Origin of the sequence: Streptomyces sp. NPDC017056 (genome assembly GCF_044332485.1) — a bacterium.
Classification (GTDB): domain Bacteria; phylum Actinomycetota; class Actinomycetes; order Streptomycetales; family Streptomycetaceae; genus Streptomyces.
Map to the genome: position 1 here is coordinate 394,602 of NZ_JBIRPD010000005.1, position 18,259 is coordinate 412,860.

General features: G+C 72.8%; 16 protein-coding genes. 5 read left to right on the top strand and 11 right to left on the bottom strand.

Annotation, left to right across the window (positions count from 1 at the left end; genetic code table 11):
* Nucleotides 1-137: 137 nt before the first annotated feature.
* On the top strand, nt 138-1,583 hold the full coding sequence (locus ACH4OW_RS12520) for an amino acid permease (protein ID WP_398027229.1): 1,446 nt from the start codon (nt 138-140) through the stop codon (nt 1,581-1,583).
* Between the two features lie 72 nt (nt 1,584-1,655).
* Here ACH4OW_RS12520 and ACH4OW_RS12525 read toward each other — a convergent pair whose 3' ends face one another.
* From ACH4OW_RS12525 to ACH4OW_RS12560, 8 genes are all read right to left on the bottom strand, one after another.
* Nucleotides 1,656-2,336, bottom strand: a complete 681-nt coding sequence (locus tag ACH4OW_RS12525; protein ID WP_360130421.1) for a transglycosylase SLT domain-containing protein — start codon at nt 2,334-2,336, stop codon at nt 1,656-1,658.
* A gap of 588 nt (nt 2,337-2,924) precedes the next feature.
* The gene (locus ACH4OW_RS12530) at nt 2,925-3,137 is read right to left on the bottom strand and encodes an EF-hand domain-containing protein (RefSeq protein ID WP_360130424.1); all 213 of its coding nucleotides are present in this window, start codon (nt 3,135-3,137) and stop codon (nt 2,925-2,927) included.
* A gap of 47 nt (nt 3,138-3,184) precedes the next feature.
* Entirely contained in the window at nt 3,185-5,617 is a 2,433-nt protein-coding gene (gene uvrA, locus ACH4OW_RS12535; RefSeq protein ID WP_398027185.1) for an excinuclease ABC subunit UvrA, read from the bottom strand.
* 84 nt (nt 5,618-5,701) lie between these two features.
* Nucleotides 5,702-6,985 carry an NAD(P)/FAD-dependent oxidoreductase gene (locus tag ACH4OW_RS12540; RefSeq protein WP_398027187.1) on the bottom strand — a complete coding sequence of 428 codons (1,284 nt, stop codon included), beginning with the start codon at nt 6,983-6,985 and terminating at the stop codon, nt 5,702-5,704.
* The gene (locus ACH4OW_RS12545) at nt 6,982-7,176 is read right to left on the bottom strand and encodes a ferredoxin (protein WP_030022493.1); all 195 of its coding nucleotides are present in this window, start codon (nt 7,174-7,176) and stop codon (nt 6,982-6,984) included. Before ACH4OW_RS12545 ends, ACH4OW_RS12540 begins: the two co-directional genes overlap by 4 nt.
* Nucleotides 7,177-7,216: 40 nt before the next feature.
* Nucleotides 7,217-8,446: a cytochrome P450 gene (locus ACH4OW_RS12550; RefSeq protein WP_360130433.1), complete on the bottom strand. Its 1,230-nt coding sequence runs from the start codon at nt 8,444-8,446 to the stop codon at nt 7,217-7,219.
* Nucleotides 8,447-8,644: 198 nt separating this feature from the next.
* Nucleotides 8,645-9,271 (bottom strand): TetR/AcrR family transcriptional regulator, encoded by a 627-nt coding sequence (locus ACH4OW_RS12555; protein WP_360130436.1) that lies wholly within the window; start codon nt 9,269-9,271, stop codon nt 8,645-8,647.
* Between the two features lie 82 nt (nt 9,272-9,353).
* Complete coding sequence (locus ACH4OW_RS12560; protein WP_398027190.1) at nt 9,354-10,538, bottom strand: CapA family protein; 1,185 nt, start codon at nt 10,536-10,538, stop codon at nt 9,354-9,356.
* Between the two features lie 150 nt (nt 10,539-10,688).
* Here ACH4OW_RS12560 and ACH4OW_RS12565 point away from each other — a divergent pair, with 150 nt between their 5' ends.
* Both ACH4OW_RS12565 and ACH4OW_RS12570 read left to right on the top strand, forming a co-directional pair.
* On the top strand, nt 10,689-11,636 hold the full coding sequence (locus ACH4OW_RS12565) for an aminoglycoside phosphotransferase family protein (RefSeq protein WP_398027192.1): 948 nt from the start codon (nt 10,689-10,691) through the stop codon (nt 11,634-11,636).
* 126 nt (nt 11,637-11,762) lie between these two features.
* Nucleotides 11,763-12,338: an alpha/beta fold hydrolase gene (locus tag ACH4OW_RS12570; protein ID WP_398027194.1), complete on the top strand. Its 576-nt coding sequence runs from the start codon at nt 11,763-11,765 to the stop codon at nt 12,336-12,338.
* Between the two features lie 24 nt (nt 12,339-12,362).
* Here ACH4OW_RS12570 and ACH4OW_RS12575 read toward each other — a convergent pair whose 3' ends face one another.
* Entirely contained in the window at nt 12,363-14,489 is a 2,127-nt protein-coding gene (locus ACH4OW_RS12575) for a restriction endonuclease (RefSeq protein ID WP_398027196.1), read from the bottom strand.
* 139 nt (nt 14,490-14,628) lie between these two features.
* On the bottom strand, nt 14,629-15,057 hold the full coding sequence (locus ACH4OW_RS12580) for a MarR family winged helix-turn-helix transcriptional regulator (RefSeq protein ID WP_398027198.1): 429 nt from the start codon (nt 15,055-15,057) through the stop codon (nt 14,629-14,631).
* 165 nt (nt 15,058-15,222) lie between these two features.
* Here ACH4OW_RS12580 and ACH4OW_RS12585 point away from each other — a divergent pair, with 165 nt between their 5' ends.
* Both ACH4OW_RS12585 and ACH4OW_RS12590 read left to right on the top strand, forming a co-directional pair.
* Nucleotides 15,223-16,542 carry an aldehyde dehydrogenase family protein gene (locus ACH4OW_RS12585; RefSeq protein WP_398027200.1) on the top strand — a complete coding sequence of 440 codons (1,320 nt, stop codon included), beginning with the start codon at nt 15,223-15,225 and terminating at the stop codon, nt 16,540-16,542.
* A gap of 98 nt (nt 16,543-16,640) precedes the next feature.
* A complete protein-coding gene (locus tag ACH4OW_RS12590) occupies nt 16,641-16,991 on the top strand; it encodes a hypothetical protein (protein WP_398027202.1) in 351 nt (116 codons plus the stop codon).
* A 28-nt stretch (nt 16,992-17,019) separates the two neighbouring features.
* Here the strand turns inward: ACH4OW_RS12590 and ACH4OW_RS12595 are convergent, their stop codons facing one another.
* On the bottom strand, nt 17,020-17,988 hold the full coding sequence (locus tag ACH4OW_RS12595; RefSeq protein ID WP_398027204.1) for a DUF3883 domain-containing protein: 969 nt from the start codon (nt 17,986-17,988) through the stop codon (nt 17,020-17,022).
* Nucleotides 17,989-18,259: the final 271 nt, after the last annotated feature.

Below are 18,259 nucleotides of genomic sequence, written 5' to 3' on the forward strand. Positions count from 1 at the left end.
GTCCTGCCGGTATCCGCTCCGGGTGCCCGGAATCACCGGTTCCACTCGGGTACGCCAGGGAGTCGCCTTTCCCTGCCGCCCCCGAGGGGCCATGATGATCGGCCGTCGGCCGACGACGGAGAGGAAGTGACGTGGCGATGCGCGCGGGGCAGGGAGTATGGCGTCGTAAACCGATCGAACTCATCCGGGAGACGGAGGGCGGCTCGGGCGAGCAGCTCAACCGGGCGCTGGGACTGTGGCAGCTGACGGCCATCGGCGTCGGCGGCATCATCGGGGCGGGCATCTTCACGCTCGCCGGGACGGTGGCCAACGGCAAGGCGGGCCCGGCCGTGCTGCTGTCGTTCCTCGTCGCGGGCGTGGCCAGCGCGGCGGCCGCCTTCTCCTACGCCGAGTTCGCCGGGCTCATCCCGAAGGCGGGCTCGGCGTACACGTACGGCTACGCGGTGCTCGGCGAGCTGGCGGGCTGGTTCATCGGCTGGGACCTGCTGCTGGAGTACACCGCGATCGTGGCGGTGGTCGCGATCGGCATCTCCGGCTACTTCAGTTTCCTGCTCGGCGAAATGGGGGTGGAGCTGCCCGCCTGGATGCTGGGGGCGCCGGGGACCGGCGAGGGGCACCGGGTGGACCTGTTCGCGGCGGCGCTGTGCCTGCTCATCGCCTACCTGCTGACCCTGGGCATCAAGAACGCCGCGCGCTTCGAGACCATCGTGGTGGGGTTGAAGGTCCTGGTCGTGCTGCTGGTCGTCGGCGTGGGCTTCTTCCACGTGAAGACCGGGAACTACACGCCGTTCTTCCCCTTCGGCGTCAGCGGCGCCTTCACGGGCGCGGCCACGGTCTTCTTCGCGGTGTTCGGGTACGACGCGATGAGCACCGCGGCGGAGGAGTCCAAGGACGCCCAGCGCCACATGCCCAAGGCGATCCTCTACTCGCTGGTGATCTCGATGGTGCTGTACGTGCTGGCCTGCCTGGTGCTGACCGGTATGCAGCACTACACGGACATCGACCCGGAGAGCGGCTTCTCGTCGGCGTTCAAGTCGGTGGGGCTGGGCGGCCTGGCCGATGTGATCGCGGTGGGCGCGATCATCGGCATCCTCACGGTCATGTTCACGTTCATGCTGGGCGCGACCCGGGTCTGGTTCAGCATGAGCCGGGACGGGCTGCTGCCGAAGTGGTTCGCCAAGACCGACCCGAAGCGGCACGTGCCGACCCGCGTGACGTGGATCGTGGGCGCCGCCTCGGCCGCCATCGCGGGCTTCCTGCCGATCGGCGAGGCCGCCGAGCTGACCAACATCGGCATCCTGCTGGCGTTCGTGGTGGTGTGCGTCTCGGTGATCGTGCTGCGCTACAAGCGGCCCGACCTGCCGCGTACGTTCCGCACCCCCGGGATGCCGGTGGTACCCGCGGTCGGCGTGGTCTTCTCGCTCTGGCTGATCACGTTCCTGGAGTGGCAGACCTGGGTGCGCTTCGCGGTGTGGTTCCTGATCGGCCTGGTCGTCTACTTCACGTACTCCTACCGGCGCTCCGAGCTGGCGAAGGCGGAACGGGAGATCGACGGCCTGGAGGACCGCGAAGGACGGCTGTGACCGCCGCCGCACACGGCGGGAGCGCCCCGGGACCGTGGTCCCGGGGCGCTCCGGCGGTTTCGGCGCGCGGGCTCAGTACGCGGAGTTCACGTTGTCCATGGAGCCGTAGCGGTGGGCGGCGTAGTTGGCCGCGGCGGTGATGTTGGCGACCGGGTCGAACAGGTCGTGGGCCGTGCCCTCGACGTGGTACGCGTCGAAGGTGGGCTGGATGACCTGGAGCAGGCCCTTGGACGGGATGCCGTTCTTGGCGTTGATGTCCCAGTCGTTCACGACGTTCGGGTTGCCGCTGGACTCGCGCATGATGTTGCGGTGCAGGCCCTCGTAGCTGCCGGGGATGCCCTTCTCCTTCATGATGGCCAGCGATTCCTTGATCCAGCCGTCCAGGTTGTTCGCGTAGTGCGGCTTGGCGGCCTCGACCGGCTTGCGGTCGGCGGCGCGGCTGGCGGCCTCCTTGGCGGTGTGGCCCTGGGCGGCCACGGCCGTCACCTTCACCGCGTCGGCGAGCTGGGTGGCCTGCCGGGCGTCCTTCTCGGCGCCGTTGCCGGCCTTCGGGTCGGCGGCCTTGGTCTTGGCACCCACCGGCTGGCCGTTCGCGGAGACCGGCTGCACGGCGGACGACGCGGCGGCGTGCGCGTCACCGGTCGCGGCGGGGACCGTCAGCGCCGCGGTGGCGCCGGCGGCGGCCAGCACGGCGACGGAGAGCTTGTGGGTCTTGGTCACGCGAACGGAACGGAGCAGCGTGGGCATCGGCATGCGGGAAATCCTCTTCCAATCACTGAAATGGGCGGGCGGCAGCCATTGGCAGGATCTTCGAGCAGGAAGCCACTGGCGGCACAAGACCGAGTGGCTTTGTCCGCGTCCGCCCCGAAGGCATTTACGCGACGCTCCAACCCGGCGCCTCAGCAATGATTAGCGATGCGCAAATCGGAAAGCAATAGAGGTTTTAGGGGCTTCCGCTACGGCCCGGGTACGTAGCAAGTCCGCAGATCAGCGACTCAGTCCAGGCCCCGCGGCCACCGGGCGGCAGTGGTCCTTTACTAAACAGGGCCGTAAAGGACCGAAGTCCCGTGCCGCGCGTCACAAACGGCAGCGCGCCACGCACCTCCCGAAAAACGCTTGAAATGGCCCCGGACGCCACTTTCCCGCCGCACCGGCGAGAACCTTGTGGCCCGCGTCACGCTTTACCGCAGAAACCCGAAAAGCAGTGGCGCCGGTCACTGCGGAAAGGGCATTGATCGGAGAAATCTATGAACCCAATAGGATTCCGGGAAACAAAAACGCGGCCGGCCGCGGTGGCCGGCCGCGTCAGCGGCGTCGTACGGGCGGCAGGCGCCCGGGGCGTCAGCCCTGCAGCGACTTCCAGAACTCCTCGAAGGAGAGCTTGCCGTCCGCGTTCCCGTCCTTGGCCGCGATGACGGCCTCGGCGACCGGGCCGGTGACGAAGGGGTCCCCCATCTCCGCCATCGCGCGCTTGTACTCGTCCGCGGTGACCAGCCCGTCGCCGTCCGCGTCGAACCGGTTGAACGCCGCCTTGGCCGCCTCGATGTCTGCCACGGGTGTGCCCCCTTGAATCGCTGTCTCGCTGAGTTGACGTGGGTACATTAACCGACCGTCACCACGCCCCGGCGCGCCAGGTAGGCCGCCGTGCGGCTCTCCGCCACCGCCGCCACCTCGGCCGGGGTGCCGGCGGCCACGATGCGCCCGCCCGCCGTGCCACCGCCGGGGCCCAGGTCGATCACATGGTCGGCGCCCGCCACCACGCCCATGTCGTGCTCGACGACCACGACGGTGTTGCCCGCGTCCACCAGCCCGTGCAGCTGCCGCAGCAGGACCTCGGTGTCGGCCGGGTGCAGGCCGGTGGTGGGCTCGTCCAGCAGGTAGAGGGTGTGGCCGCGGTGGGCGCGCTGGAGTTCCGTGGCCAACTTGATGCGCTGGGCCTCGCCGCCGGACAGCTCGGTGGCGGGCTGCCCCAGCCGCAGGTAGCCGAGGCCGACCTCCTGGAGGGTGCGCAGGCTGCGCGCCGCGGCCGGTACGTCGGCGAGGAAGTCCGCGGCGGCGTCCACCGTCATGCCGAGCACGTCGGCGACGGTGCGGCCGCGGTAGGTGATCTCCAGGGTCTCGGGGTTGTAGCGGGCGCCGTGGCAGGCCGTGCACGGCGCGTACGTACCGGGCAGGAAGAGCAGCTCGACGGCGACGAAGCCCTCGCCCTGGCAGGTTTCGCAGCGCCCGCTCGCGACGTTGAAGGAGAAGCGGCCCGCCGTGTAGCCGCGGGCGCGGGCCTCGTCGGTGGCGGCGAAGACCTTGCGTACGGCGTCGAAGAGCCCGGTGTAGGTGGCGAGGTTGGAGCGCGGGGTGCGGCCGATGGGCTTCTGGTCGACGCGGACGAGGCGGTCGACCGCCTCCAGGCCCTCCGCCCCGGCGAGCCGTGCCCGCGCGGCACCCTCCTCGTCCTCCTCCGGCCCGGCGCCGAGGTGGTCCGCGACGGCGTCCGCGAGGACCCGGGTGACCAGCGTGGACTTGCCGGACCCGGAGACGCCGGTGACGGCCGTGAAGACGCCGAGCGGGAAGGTGGCGTCCACGGAGCGCAGGTTGTGCAGGGTGACGCCGCGCAGGGCCAGCTCCCCGGCGGGCTCGCGGGGCGGGCGCGCGGCCGGTGGCTCGTCGTCGAACAGGAAGCGCCGGGTGGCGGACTCGGCGACCTGCGCCAGGCCGGCGACCGGCCCGCTGTGCAGCACCCGCCCGCCGTGCTCGCCCGCCTCCGGCCCGACGTCCACGATCCAGTCGGCGCGCCGCACCACGTCCATGTCGTGCTCCACGACGAACAGCGTGTTGCCCGCCTCTTTCAGGCGCCCGAGGACGGTGAGCAGCGCCTCGGTGTCCGCCGGGTGGAGGCCCGCCGAGGGCTCGTCCAGGACGTACACCACGCCGAAGAGGCCGGAGCGGAGCTGGGTGGCCAGCCGTAGCCGCTGGAGTTCCCCGGCGGACAGGGTGGGGGCCGCGCGGTCCATGCTCAGGTAGCCGAGGCCCAGCTCGGTGAGCACGTCGATCCGGGCGACGAGGTCCCCGGTCAGGGCGGGCGCCACCCCGTCGTCCCCCGCCCCGGCCGTCGGGCGCAGCAGTTCCGCCAGGCCGCTCAGCGGCAGGCCCGACAGCTCCGCGATGTCGTGGCCGGCGAAGGTGACGGCCAGCGCCTCCGGCCGCAGCCGCCGCCCGCCGCAGCCGGGGCAGGGCGCGGAGACCAGGTACCGCTGGACGCGTTTGCGCAGCGTCTCGCTCTTGGAGTCGGCGAAGGTGTGCAGGACGTAGCGCTTGGCGCTCTGGTACTGGCCCTGGTAGGGCCGGTGGATGCGGCCCGCCTCGCGTACGGGGTGCACGGTGACGACGGGCTGCTCGTCCGTGAACAGGATCCAGTCCCGGTCGGCGGCGGGCAGGTCGCGCCAGGGCTTGTCGATGTCGTAGCCGAGCGCGTCCAGCACGTCCCGCAGGTTCTTGCCCTGCCAGGCGCCGGGCCAGGCGGCGATCGCGCCGTCCCGGACGGACAGCGACGGGTCGGGTACGAGCGACTCCTCGGTGACCCGGTGGACGCGGCCCAGGCCGTGGCACTCAGGGCAGGCGCCGGCGGCGGTGTTCGGGGAGAAGGCGTCCGAGTCCAGCCGTTCCGGCGCGTCCTCCGGATACGTACCGGCGCGCGAGAAGAGCATGCGCAGGGTGTTGGACAGGGTGGTGACGGTGCCGACGGAGGACCGGGAGGTGGGGGCCGAGCGCCGCTGTTCCAGGGCGACGGCGGGCGGCAGCCCGGTGATCTCCTCGACCTTCGGCGCGCCGACCTGGTGGATCAGGCGCCGGGCGTAGGGGGCCACCGACTCGAAGTAGCGGCGCTGGGCCTCGGCGTAGACGGTGCCGAAGGCGAGCGAGGACTTGCCGCTGCCGGACACGCCGGTGAACACGGTGAGGGTGTCCCGCGGGATGTCCACGTCGACGGTGCGGAGGTTGTGCTCACGGGCGCCGCGCACCCGTACGTACGAGTCGGTCATGCCTTCCATGATCGGTCACGCCCGTGTGCGGCACGCGGGCCCGCCCCTTCGGTCGGGGCGGGGCGGGCCCGCGGCCGGGTCGGGTCAGGCGACGGCGGCCCGTACGCCCTCACACGCCTCTTCCCAGGGGGCGGGCGTGGCGATCAGCGCCCGCAGGCTCCGTACCTGGCGGGGCGGCAGCCCGATCGCCAGGACGCCGGTGGCCTGCCCGCCGTGCCCGTACAGGGCGACCGCCTTGCGGGCCTCCGGGTCGACGACCGTGGCCTCGGTCCGGTCGGCGCCGGTGAGCACGCCGTACGCCTGGATCTTCAGGGCGTACTGGTCGGACCAGAAGTACGGCACGGGTGCGAACGGGCGGCGTTCCCGCCCGGCGGCGGGTGCCGGCACGCCGTCCCCGTCGTCCGGCAGGGTCTCCGCCAGCTCGGCGAGGAGGTTGCGGGCGGCGGCCATGCCCTGCTCGGTGGCGTTGGTGCGGTGCTCGACGCGCAGCTCGCGCCCGTGTACCGGGTGCTGCCAGCGGGCCACGTCCCCGGCGGCGTAGACGCCGGGCGCCGCGGCGCAGTAGGCGTCGCAGCGCAGCCCGTCGGTGGTGTCCAGGGCCGGGTCGCCGCGCAGCCAGCCGACGGCGGGCTCCGAGCCGATGGCGACGAGGACGGTGTCGGCGGGCAGCCGGGTGCCGTCGGCCAGCCGTACGGCGGTCACGTGCCGCGCGGGCCCGTCCCCGTCCGCGTCGAACCCGCCGACGGCCGCGGTGCGCAGCCGGACGCCGCGCGCCCGGTGCTCGGCGGCGAGCAGTTCGCCGATCTCCGCGCCGACCGTGCGGGCCATCGGCAGCGGCTCGCGCCCGACGAGCGTGACCTCGTGCCCCAGCTCGCGGGCCACGGCCGCGGCCTCGCAGCCCAGTACGCCGTTGCCGACGACGACCAGGCGATGGCCGGTACCGGACAGCCGTTCCTTGAGGGCGAGCGCGTCGTCCAGGGTGCGCAGCGTGTGCACCCCGCCGAGTCCGGCCGCCTCCGGGAGGGTGCGGGCCGCGACGCCCGTCGCGACGATCACGCCGTCGCAGGCCAGCCGTTCGCCGCTGTCCAGGGTGAGGGTGCGGCTCGCGGTGTCCAGGCCGGTGGCCCGGGTGCCGAGGCGCAGGTCCAGCCCGAGGGCGTCGAGCTGGTCGGCGGCGCGCAGGTGCAGCTTGTCGGGCTCCCAGGCGCCCTGGAGGAGCTGTTTGGACAGCGGCGGCCGGTCGTACGGCGGGTGCGGCTCGTCGCCGACCAGGGTCAGGGTGCCGGTCCAGCCGAAGCGGCGCAGGGCCTCGGCGGCGGCGAGCCCCGCCGCCGAGGCGCCCACGACGGCGATGCGGCGGGGGCTCACTCGTGTACCTGGATGACGGCGGCCGGGCAGATGGCGGCGGCCTCGCGGACCATGTCGTGCTGGTCGGCGGGCGGCGCGGCGTCGAGGAGGACGACCACGCCGTCCTCGTCACGCTGGTCGAAGACGTCGGGGGCGATCAGCACGCACTGGCCGGCGGCGCAGCACTTGTCGGCGTCGAGGGTGATGTTCATGGCAGGTGGCTCCTGGGGCAGGTGGGGCGGGAAAGGGGTGTCACCAGGTGACGGGCAGGGCGTGGCAGCCGTAGATCGCCATGTCCGTGCGGAACGGGATCTCGTCGACGGGGACCGCGGGCCGCAGGCCGGGGAAGCGGCGCAGCAGAGTGCCGATGACGACCTGGAGCTCGACGCGGGCCAGGGCCTGGCCGAGGCACTGGTGGATGCCGTAGCCGAAGGCGACGTGGTGCTGGGCGTTGGGGCGGCACACGTCGAGCGCGTCGGGGTTCTCGAAGACCTCGGGGTCGCGGTTGGCGGACGGCACGGCCACCACCACGCCCTCGCCGGCCCTGATCAGCTGCCCGCCGATCTCGACGTCCTCGGTGGCGGCGCGGCGCGGGCCGTTGCGGATGATGCTGTGGAAGCGCAGCAGTTCCTCGACGGCGCCGCGGATCAGGCCGGGCTCGGCGCGCAGCCGGTCCGCGGTCTCCTGGTCGCGCATCAGGGTCAGCGCGCTCAGGCCGATCATGTTGGCGGTGGTCTCGTGGCCCGCGATGAGCAGCAGGGCGGCGAACGCCACCACGTCGTCGTGGGTGATCTCGCCCGGTACCTGCTGTTCGGTGATCAGGCGGCCGAGGATGTCGTCGCCGGGTGCCGCCTCCTTGGCGCTCACCAGCTGGTGCAGGTAGGCGCGGAGTTCGCCGCGCGCGGTCTCCCGCTCCTCGTCGCCGACGGTGCGGGACAGCAGGGTGCCGGTGAGCCGCTGGAACACGTCGTGGTCCTCGTACGGGACGCCGAGCAGCAGGCTGATGACGAGCGAGGGCACCGGCAGCGCCAGCGCCTCGACGAGGTCCACGTCCTGGCCGGCGCGCTTCTCCATGGCGTCGCACAGCTCGTCGGTGAGCCGCTGGATCTCCGGGCGCATCGCCTCGACGCGCTTGACCATGAACTCGCGGGTGACCATGCGGCGCAGCCGGGTGTGCTCCGGCGGGTCCATGCGGATGAAGCCGCGGTGTTCCGTGGTGGCGCCGCCGGTCATGCCGCTGAGCGGGTAGCCGGGCCGGGTGGTGTCGGAGCTGAAGCGGGTGTCGCCCAGGATCGCGCGGATGTCGGCGTAGCGGGTGGCCAGCCAGGCTTCGGAGCCGTCCGGCAGCGAGATCTTCGACAGCGGCGCCTCGGTGCGCAGCCGTCCGAACTCGGCGGGCGGGTCGAACGGGCAGCCCTGCGGCGGCTGCACGGGCAGCGGCGCCGGCGCGACGGGCGGGGCGGGTGCGGGGGAAGTGGTCATGTCGCTCCTTGCGAGCACGCGGGCAGGGGGCGTGCGCCATGAGACGGACGTTCGCCTAACGCCCGTAAACTTACATGCGTAATGCACGGGCGTGACGGCGGGGGGTGGGGTACTGCCCGGTGAACGGCCCCGCGCTGAACTCGGGTGCCGGATAAGGCCGGAGCGCTCCCGGAGCGCCCGGATTGGAGCCGATTGAAGCTACTTGTCCCGCTCCATGAGGAGGCCCAGGATCTCGTCCACGAAGCGGTACAGCCGCCCGGTGTCCTTGCGGCTCGGCATGACCTGCCACAGCATCACCCGGCCGTGCACCGAGGACCACAGCACGTACGGCGCTTCCTCGCGGGAACCGCGCACCCGCCACCCGTCGGCCTCACAGGCGCTCAGCCCGTCGTGCAGCCCCCGCACCAGGCGTCCGGCCGGGTGCCCCGCCAGCCGCTCGGGTTCGACCGGCGTCTGGCGGGTCTCGTACAGCAGGCGGTACTTGGCGGGGTGGTCGACGGCGTACCGGCAGTAAGCGCGCAGCTGGGCGCGGAGCAGGTCCACCGGATCGTCGGTGCCCGCGGCGGCGGCCGCCTCGGCCATCGCCGCCGTCAGCCGCTCGAAGCTGACCTCCAGCGCCGCCCACACCAGCTCGGTCTTGTCGGCGAAGTGCCGGTAGATGCTGGGTGCCGCGACGCCCGCCGCGCGGGCCACCGCGCGCAGCGACAGGGCGTCCTCGCTGCCGACCTCTTCGAGGAGGCGCTCGGTGGCGCGCAGCAGCTCCTCGCGCAGGCGCTCCCCCTGCCCGCGCGGATTGCGGGACCGTACGGCCGCACTCTCACCCACCGCCGTTACGCCCCTTCCGCGTCCCGCACCGTCTCGTGTCGTCCGCCCTCAGGGTTTCACATCGCGGCCCCCCGACCGCCCCTCACCTGCCCATCGTCAGCCCGGCCGCCGCCGCGCCCCTGCTCAGCACGGCCTCGCGGATGCCCTCGCGGACGCCGGGGAAGCCCTCGGCGGCGGCGAGGTTGACCATCCGCAGCGGCGGCCCGTGCGCGGACAGCTGCGGGACGTACTCGGCCTTGGCGACCCGCCAGCGCTGCCCCTCCGCCGCGGGCGGCTCGAAGCGGAAGCGGGCGATGGTGCCCCAGTTGCCGCGCGGGCTCTCCATGATCCCGGCGATCTGGTCGCCCATGCCGTAGACGACCCAGGTGCCGCCGAGCTTCTCGTACGGCTGCGGGGTGTGCGCGTGCGTGCCGACGACGAGGTCGATGTCGGGCCGCCCGCCGGTCCGCGCTCCGGTGAGCGCCTTGGCGACCTTGAGCTGCTGCTCGTCGGGCTCGGTCCGGTACTCGGTGCCCCAGTGCGGGCTGACCACGACCACGTCGGCGCCGGCCCGGCGGGCGGCCCGCGCGTCCGCGACGATCTTCTCGGCGTCGATGAGGTTGACCGACCACGGCTTGCCCGGCGGCAGCGGGACGCCGTTGGTCCCGTACGTGTACGACAGCTGGGCCACCCGCGCCCCGCCGGGCGCCTTGAGCAGCGCGGGCCTGGCCGCCTCGGCGGCGTCCCTGGCCGAGCCGACGTGCTTGATCCCGGCCCGGTCCAGCGTGTCGAGGGTGCGCCGGACGCCTTCGGCGCCGTCGTCGAGAGTGTGGTTGGAGGCCGTGGAGCAGGAGTCGTAGCCGGTCTCCTTGAGCCCGTCGGCCACCTGGGGCGGCGCCTTGAAGGCCGGGTAGCCGGTGAACGGCCCGCCTTCGGGGCCGAACGGCGTCTCCAGGTGGCAGATCGCCAGGTCGGCGCCCGCGATCACGGACTTCACCCCGGCCAGGACGGGCCCGTAGGCGTAGCCGTCGCCGCCGGCGTCCTGCCGCGCCGTCTCCAGCACGGAGGGGTACGAGGCGATCACGTCGCCGGAGGCGACGAGGGTGAACCCCGCGGAGGCGCGGTGCCCGGAGTGCCGGTGCGCGGCGGTCCCGGTCGCCGAGGCCGGGTCACCGCCGGCGGCCCCCGGCGCCGTCCCAGCGGGCCGCCCGGCGCCCTGCTGGGCCCCGCAACCCACGGCCAGCGCGAGGAGAAGCGCGGCGGCGCCGTACGGTCGGTACAAGCTCATGCCCCACGCATATCAACGCAAAAGGCGCAATAAACCGATTACCGCACTGGCGACACCACTGGTCCCGTCCTGTCCCCCGACCGGTGGGACACCGGTTCGCAGGGGTAATCAGTTCGAGCTACGGCCCGTGGCGCGGCTACCCTCCCCCGCATGACCGGCGCACCCCTGCGAAACGACCTCTTCCCGACCGGCCTGCCGGTGTACTCGACCGTGGGACGCACCGCCTCCGGGCGCGCGTGGCTGGACCGGCTGCCCGCCACCGTCCGGGCCGTCCAGGAGCAGTGGGACCTGCGGCTCGGCGCGCCGCTGCACGGCGGCAGCTGCTCGTGGGTCGCGCCCGTGGGCCTCACCGACGGCACCGAGGCCGTGCTCAAGGTGACGTGGCCGCACCGCGAGGCCGCCGGCGAGGCCCGCGCGCTGTACGCCTGGGACGGGCGCGGAGCCGTACGCCTGCTGCGGCAGGACCGGGAACACAACGCGCTGCTGATCGAGCGGTGCGACCCCGGCGAGGAGCTGGGCGACGACCCTTCGGAGCCGGCCGAGCGCCTGCTGCGGGCCGCCGAGCTGCTGCGGGAGCTGTGGGCCGCGCCCGCGCCGCCCGACGGCGCGCTGGAGCGGGTCGCCGACGTGTGCGCCGAATGGGCCGGCACCGTCGAGGAACGCATGCACCGGCTGCGCCCCGGATACGACCCCGGACTCGTCCGGCTCGGCACCCGCCTGCTGCGCGAACTGCCCGCCACCGCACGCCGCGAGGTCGTCGTGCACGGCGACTTCAACCCCGGCAACGTGCTCTCGGCGCGGCGCCGCCCGTGGCTCGCCATCGACCCCAAGCCCATGGTCGGCGACCCCGGCTACGACCCCTGGCCGCTGCTGGAGCAGATCGACGACCCCTTCGAGTACGACGACCCGCGCCCGGTCCTGCGCGAGCGCTTCACGCTGGTGGCCGAAGCCCTGGACGAGGACCCGGCGCGCCTGCTCGCGTGGGCGGCGGCCCGCACCGTGGAAAACGCCCTGTGGTGCGCCGAACACGGCGAAGTCCGCGACGGTGCCGAGGAGTTGGAGGTGGCGGCGGAGCTGGCCGCGCTGGCGGGGCTGTGAGCGCGCAGCGGCCACGCACCGGAGGCATCCGGCGACATCACGCCGCAAAGCCCCCTAGGGTGACCCGGCATGAAGAGCGAGCCGAATCCACCGACGCGGCCGGCCGGGCCGATGCCACCGTTGCACGTGACCGTATGGGACGAGGCGCTGCCGGGCGCGCCACGGGCGGTGCTGGTGCACGGCGCGCCGGGGTGCGGAACGGACAGCTTCGCCGCGCAGCAGCCGCTGGCGGACCTGTTCCGCCTCGAAGTGGTCGGCCGGCGGTCCGCCGGCGGCGGCCCGGGCGCGGAGCGGGACGACTACGCGGCCGACGCCGAGGCCGTCGGCCGGCTCCTGCACCCGGGCGCCCACCTGGTGGGCCACGCCACGGGCGGCGCGGTGGCCATGCTCGCCGCGGCCGAACAGCCCGACGCCGTACGCTCGCTGACGCTGATCGAGCCGGCCGCGCTGGACGCCGCGCGCCCTTCGCTGGGGCAGCTGGCACTGGCCGAGTGGCCCAAGGTCGTGGTCAACGGGGTGCACGGCGGCCCGCGCCCGGACCGGCGGGCGGACCCGGACACCGCGCCGCCGGCCGTGTGCGGCGAGAGCGTGGCGGAGACGATCGGCGCCCGGCACGTGCGCGTCGACGGCACCGGGCACTACCCGCACCGCGAGCACCCGGAAGCGGTGAACGCGGTGCTCAGGCGGCTGTGGCAGAGCTGAGGCGGCAGGGCGCGCCCCGGCGGCTCAGGCGACCTCGATCCCGTACTCCTGCACCAGCGCCTCCAGGCCGCCCACGTACCCCTTGCCGCCGATGACGAAGTCCCAGTCGCCGTTCGCGCGCCGCCGGAAGGAGCCGAGCACCAGCGCCGTCTCGCCGCTCCGCCCGTCCGAGACCTCCAACCGGCCCAGTTCCGCGCCGGTTTCGTCCACGAGACGGATGCTCGCGTCCGTGAAGCCGGACAGGTCGGCGTCGGGGTCGGCCTGCGGGTCGACGGCCGCGACGAGCACGAACCGGTCCGCGGCGGCGGGCAGCGCATCGAAGTCCACCTGTATGGCGGCCCGGTCGGGGGCGAAGCCGGACAGCATGCGTACCGTGCCGTCCGGGGTGCGCTTGTTGTTGAAGAAGACGAAGTGGTCGTCGCTCAGGACGCGGTTGCCCTGGCAGACGAGCGCGCAGACGTCCAGAGCGACGTTGCCGGCCCAGTTCATGCCGAGGATGTTGCCCGTGGCGGCAGCCTCCTCGGGCGCCTGCGGGGCCTCCGCGGCTTCTTCGTCCTCGGCGGGTGCCTGCCTCCGGTCCGGCGCCGTGGCCGGTCCCAGCCGTCCGCGCAGCCCGTGGCGGGCCAGCAGGTCGACCAGCTCGGGCCCGCTGACGAGGGTGAGCGGCTTGCCGTTGGCGAAGGCGTGCGCTCCGGGGCCGAACCGCGAGGTGGTCACCAGTACGCCCTTGTTGGCGCCCTCGGACTGGACGGTGCCGAACAGGTCGCGCACGGCGGTCGGCGGCACGGTGTTGCGGTACCGCTTCACCTGCACGATGATCTTGCCGCCGCGGATCGGGTCGGGGTCGAGCGCGTCCACGTCGACACCGCCGTCCCCGGACCGCTGCGTCGTCAGGGCCTGCATGCCCATCGCGCGGAACAGCTCGGCGACCAGCCCCTCGAAGGCGATCGGGTCCATGGCGAACAGGTCGGGGTCGCCCTCGCCGCCGTGGGTCACCACTCCGCTGCCGACCTCTCCCGGCTGCCGCGCCGGGCGGACGGCGGCCCGCTGGTCGGGGCGCGCCGACAGCTGCCCGCGCAGCCCGTCGGTCAGGCAGTCCACCGCGCTGACCTGCGCCAGGTGCAGCTGCTCGAAGGCGGCCCTGGGCGCCGCGACGGTGGCCAGGCACAGGTGCGCCGGGCGGCCGGTGACCGGGTCCACGTCGTCCACGAAACCGTTCAGCGCCACCGAGTCGAGCGTGCCGTACGCGTCCGCCGCGAACAGGTCGCGCAGCACCAGCAGCACCGACTGGGCCAGCACGTCGCGGTAGGCCGCCCGCCGCTGGGCCGCCGGCCGCGCGGTCTCCTTGTCCTGGTCGGCCGAGGGCATGTAGCGCACGGACTTGACCGCGGGCACGATGTCGTACCCGGGCAGTTCCCAGTCCAGTACGAGCTGGCGGGCCGCCGGGTCGTAGGCGGCGCTGACGCTGCGCGGGAAGCCCTCGGGCCAGCCGGTGGCCGCGTACAGCGCGGCGGAGAAGTACTCCACCGCCGCCTCGGGATCGCCGTCGCGCAGCCCCGTCACCAGCTCCTCGATGGCGGCGTTGTGGCCCCTGACCTCCGCCAGCTGCCCGGCGGCCCACTGGTCGTACTGCCGCCGGTACTCCCCCAGTTGGTGCAGGCGCTGTGCCTCCGCTGCCTGCGCGGCGTGCCAGTCGCGCTCGTAGCGGGCGCGCGCCTCTTCCTGCGCCTGCGCGCGGCGGGCCCCGCCGACGTGCCACCCGGCGGCCTGCGGCTGGTAGGCGTTCGGATCGGGCATCGGCACGGGCACGGCCAACCGGCCCGGCGCGAACGCCTCGACGTGCTCGGGGCGCCGCAGCGCGGCGGCGGTGAACGCGGGGGCCCGGCAGCCGGCGGCCAGCAGTCCGGACAACTCGGCCATGCGGGCGTCCAGTTCCTCGGTGAGCCGGCGGGCCTCGGCCTCCCGCTGCTGCTTGTACGCGGTCTGCCGCTCCCGCTGCATGCGGGCCATGGCGCGCTCGGTGTCGCGCTGCTGCCGCTCCTGGTCGCGGCGGGCCTGTTCACCGGCCCTTCTCTGGGCCTCCTGCCGGCGTTGCTGCTGACGCTGCGCCTCGGCCCAGACGGCCACCAATCCGTTGGAGCGGCGACTCATGCGGATCTACGTCCTCCCCTGGGGCGCGCGGCCCCGCACAGCCCGCCCAGGCCCTCCACCAGCGGGTATTCATCCGACTTTAGCGGGATCACGACGGGTCGTACCCCGCCGGGGTGAAGCAAAAGGCGACGGCCGGGCCTCAGCGCTCCAAAAGCCCGCCCAGCCGCTCCAGCAACGGCAGCAGAGCGGCGCGCTCCTCGGGCGTGAGCGCTTCGAGCGCGCCGTGCACGGCGTGCATGTCGGCGCGCACCCGGTGGGCGAGCGCCCGGCCTTCCTCGGTGGCGGTGACCACCTTGCTCCGGCGGTCCCGGGGGGCCGCCTCCCGCCGTACGAGCCCGCGCTCCCGCATACGGGCGATGAGCCGGGTCGCGTTCGAGGCGTCGCAGACCAGGTGGCCGGCGAGCGCGCTCATCGACAGCGGCTCCTCCAAGGCGATGAGCGCACGGGCCTGCGCGGTGCTCAGCCCGTGGCGCAGCGCGGCGGCGGCGAGGTCGTCGTAGTAGCCGCGGACCGTGCGGGCGAACGGCCGGACGAGGTCGTCGGGGGTGGGTTGTGTGGTGTCGGACACGGACTCCAGCATAGCGACTTACTTGACTTCGGCAATTGTTGGCATTTACATGGAACAGCTGCTTGACCTTGTCAAGCGACCACCTCCAGGACGACGGCCGGACCCTCCCCTCCGCACCCGCCGCCCACCACCCGCCCAGCCCCGCCCGTACCCACCGGAGACACCATGACCAGCAGCACCCCCGAGCAGCCGGACGCCGTGGTCGCACGGCTGCGCGCCACCTACCGCACCGGCCGCACCGCACCCCTGGACTGGCGCACCGACCAGCTACAGCGACTGCGCGCCCTGCTCACCGAGCACGGCAAGGACTTCGCCGCGGCCCTGCACGAGGACCTGGGCAAAGGCGAGGCCGAGGCATACCGCACCGAGATCGACTTCACACTGCGCGAGATCGACCACACCCTCGACCACCTGGAGGAGTGGCTGCGGCCCGAGCCCGCGCCGGTGCCGCCCCACCTGAGCGGCGCCGAAGCCTGGACGGTGTACGACCCGCTGGGCGTCGTCCTGGTCATCGCGCCCTGGAACTACCCGCTGCAACTGCTGCTCGCCCCCATGGTCGGCGCGCTGGCGTCCGGCAACTGCGTGGTCGCCAAGCCCAGCGAGATGGCGCCCGCCACCTCCGCCGCCGTCGCCCGCTACCTGCCCCGCTTCCTGGACCCGGACGCGGTCGCCGTGGTGGAGGGCGCCGTCCCGGAGACGACGGCCCTGCTGGAACAGCGCTTCGACCACATCTTCTACACGGGCAACGGCACCGTCGGCCGCATCGTGATGCGCGCGGCGGCCGAACACCTGACCCCGGTCACTTTGGAGCTGGGCGGCAAGTCGCCCGCCTTCGTGGACCGCGGCACGGACGCCGACGCGGTCGCCGCCCGGCTGGTGGCAGGCAAGTTCCTCAACGCCGGCCAGACCTGCGTCGCACCGGACTACGTCCTGACCGACCCGGAGACGGCCGCCCGCCTGGAGCCCGCCCTCGCCCGCGCCGTCGCCGCCCTCTACGGCGACGACCCGGCCGCCGCCCCGAACTACAGCCGCATCGTCAACGAGCGGCACTTCGACCGGCTCACCGGGCTGCTCGGCTCGGGCCGCACGGTGGCGGGTGGCACGCACGACCGGGACCGCAAGTACCTCGCGCCGACCGTGCTCGGCGGCGTCTCGCCCGACGCCCCCGTGATGCAGGAGGAGATCTTCGGCCCGATCCTGCCCATCGTCGAGGTGGCCGGCCTGGACGCGGCGATCGACTTCGTCAACGACCGGGACAAGCCGCTGGCCCTGTACGCCTTCACGGACTCAGCGGAGACCCGGCGGCGGCTGACCGAGGAGACCTCCTCGGGCGGCCTCGGCTTCGGCCTGCCGGTCGCCCACCTGACCGTGTCCGACCTGCCGTTCGGCGGCGTCGGCGAGAGCGGCATGGGCCGCTACCACGGCCGGTACTCCATCGAGACGTTCAGCCACCGCAAGGCCGTCCTGTCCAAGCCGCTGGCCTGAGGACGTACGAGCGCCCCGCTCGGCGTCACCGCGCGGGGCGCTCGAAATGAGTACGAAGACGGATACCCACCCACCGTCAGCTCGCCAACGCTGACCTCATGGAACGCAAGGAAACACCCGCCTGGCCCGGCGTGCTCGCGGCACTTTTACTCATCCTGCTCTTCCTCTCGCCCTGGATCTGGGCCTGGACCATGGCACTGGACCCCGTCCTGCACCCGTCCGGCTCCGACTGGATGCGCAACCACGACGCCAACGTCCTGCTCGCCCAGCTGACACTGGCCATCGCCGGCGCCCCCACCGCCGGAGCGATCCTCGGCGCCGGAGCCGCAGCCTCCCGCCGCCGCCCTATGGGAAAAAGCGCCCTCACCGGCGCCTGCCTGACCTCCCTGCTCCTGAGCATCGGCGGCCTGACCTGGTTCTTCACAAACTTCCGTTTAGGCCCGGAGTAGTGAGGGCGCGTCACGGCAGGGCGTGGGGTCAGCTCTCTTGGGGAAGCCGGTACTCGTACTTCCGGGGACGCAGGTCCTCCTCCGCCGGCTCCCAGTCCTTGTGGTGCAGCACCACTCCACCACTGGCCTTGTACGGGTCGACGCTCGTATCCACCCGGATGTCGCTCACGACGTACAGGTCCACGGTGTTCTCGGGATCCCGGGCGTGCAGCACCTCGTTGATGGTCAGTTCGACGCTGGTCGGCGCACCCGTGGTCCCCTTCACCTCGACGTGCCGCTCCTCGTCCTTGCGGGTACAGCGCAGGTCGTAAGGTTTGCCCAGGCGTTCGACCTCCCACCCGTCCCCGGTGTAGTGGTCGAAGGCCATGTCCTCCGCGTGCATCTCGATCGCCTTGCGCTTCTTCGGGTCCGAGAGGAACCCCTGACCGGAGGACTTGGGCTTGGGCTTGGGCTTTTTGCCGACCTTGACCTGATCGACCGGGGACGCGGGAATCTTGTCCAGCGGAACAGCACGGCTCTCGTCCCAGAAGGCAGGAATCCCCGCCAGGTCCAGGAGCGGTTGCGGATCCATCCCCACCAGCTTGCCGATACCGCGGTGCGTGCCGGAGCGCCGGATGGCATCGCTTCCCTCCCGCGAAAGCGGCCCGTCCGGTCCCAGCGGCACGTTCTCCAAGACAGCCAGCGGCTCAATACCCACCCGGTAGCGGTAAAGGGCCTGGCCCTCGGCTTCTTCATCCGGCCAGTGCGGAGCGTCGCTGTGGTAGAAGGCACCGCGTACCTCGCACAGGTACAGGGTGGCCGTGGCCTCAAGCCACTCGGGCAACTGGACGCGCGGCTGCTGCCCGGTGGCCAGGATGGCGAAGTCGGGTCGGGCCCCGGACAGTTCGGGGGTTTCCGCCGGGAAGCCCCATGAGCGGGTCTTGAGGCCGTGCTCGAGATTGAGACGGCGGGATTTTTCCTGGCCGACGTGGACCATAACGAACGAAGCAGCAGTCATATTAGCTGACTATCATGCAGTCGCCGTGCGATGGTCGAATTCTCTTGTGATCTTGTCCGGTCAGGCGACCAGGACGGGCCGGCAGCCTGATCCGCGGGCGGCAACATCGACCGACGCATGCCGCCCGCGGCTACTCATCGTCAGGACTCTTCAGCACAGGGACTGGTCACCCGGCCCTAGACGAGTAGTTCCGATTGCGGGGTTCACGGATGCGGGGAGGGTGTCCAGCATCGGGTTGTGACGACCGAGTTGGACACCCTCTTGACCGCAC

Bases quoted from the DNA above. Each gene is read 5' to 3' on its own strand.
- ACH4OW_RS12525 (WP_360130421.1), bottom strand. From the start codon at position 2,336: ATGCCGATGCCCACGCTGCTCCGTTCCGTTCGCGTGACCAAGACCCAC.
- ACH4OW_RS12520 (WP_398027229.1), top strand. From the start codon at position 138: ATGCGCGCGGGGCAGGGAGTATGGCGTCGTAAACCGATCGAACTCATC.
- ACH4OW_RS12575 (WP_398027196.1), bottom strand. From the start codon at position 14,489: ATGAGTCGCCGCTCCAACGGATTGGTGGCCGTCTGGGCCGAGGCGCAG.
- ACH4OW_RS12550 (WP_360130433.1), bottom strand. From the start codon at position 8,446: ATGACCACTTCCCCCGCACCCGCCCCGCCCGTCGCGCCGGCGCCGCTG.
- ACH4OW_RS12565 (WP_398027192.1), top strand. From the start codon at position 10,689: ATGACCGGCGCACCCCTGCGAAACGACCTCTTCCCGACCGGCCTGCCG.
- uvrA (WP_398027185.1), bottom strand. From the start codon at position 5,617: ATGACCGACTCGTACGTACGGGTGCGCGGCGCCCGTGAGCACAACCTC.
- ACH4OW_RS12545 (WP_030022493.1), bottom strand. From the start codon at position 7,176: ATGAACATCACCCTCGACGCCGACAAGTGCTGCGCCGCCGGCCAGTGC.
- ACH4OW_RS12595 (WP_398027204.1), bottom strand. From the start codon at position 17,988: ATGACTGCTGCTTCGTTCGTTATGGTCCACGTCGGCCAGGAAAAATCC.
- ACH4OW_RS12590 (WP_398027202.1), top strand. From the start codon at position 16,641: ATGGAACGCAAGGAAACACCCGCCTGGCCCGGCGTGCTCGCGGCACTT.
- ACH4OW_RS12585 (WP_398027200.1), top strand. From the start codon at position 15,223: ATGACCAGCAGCACCCCCGAGCAGCCGGACGCCGTGGTCGCACGGCTG.
- ACH4OW_RS12560 (WP_398027190.1), bottom strand. From the start codon at position 10,538: ATGAGCTTGTACCGACCGTACGGCGCCGCCGCGCTTCTCCTCGCGCTG.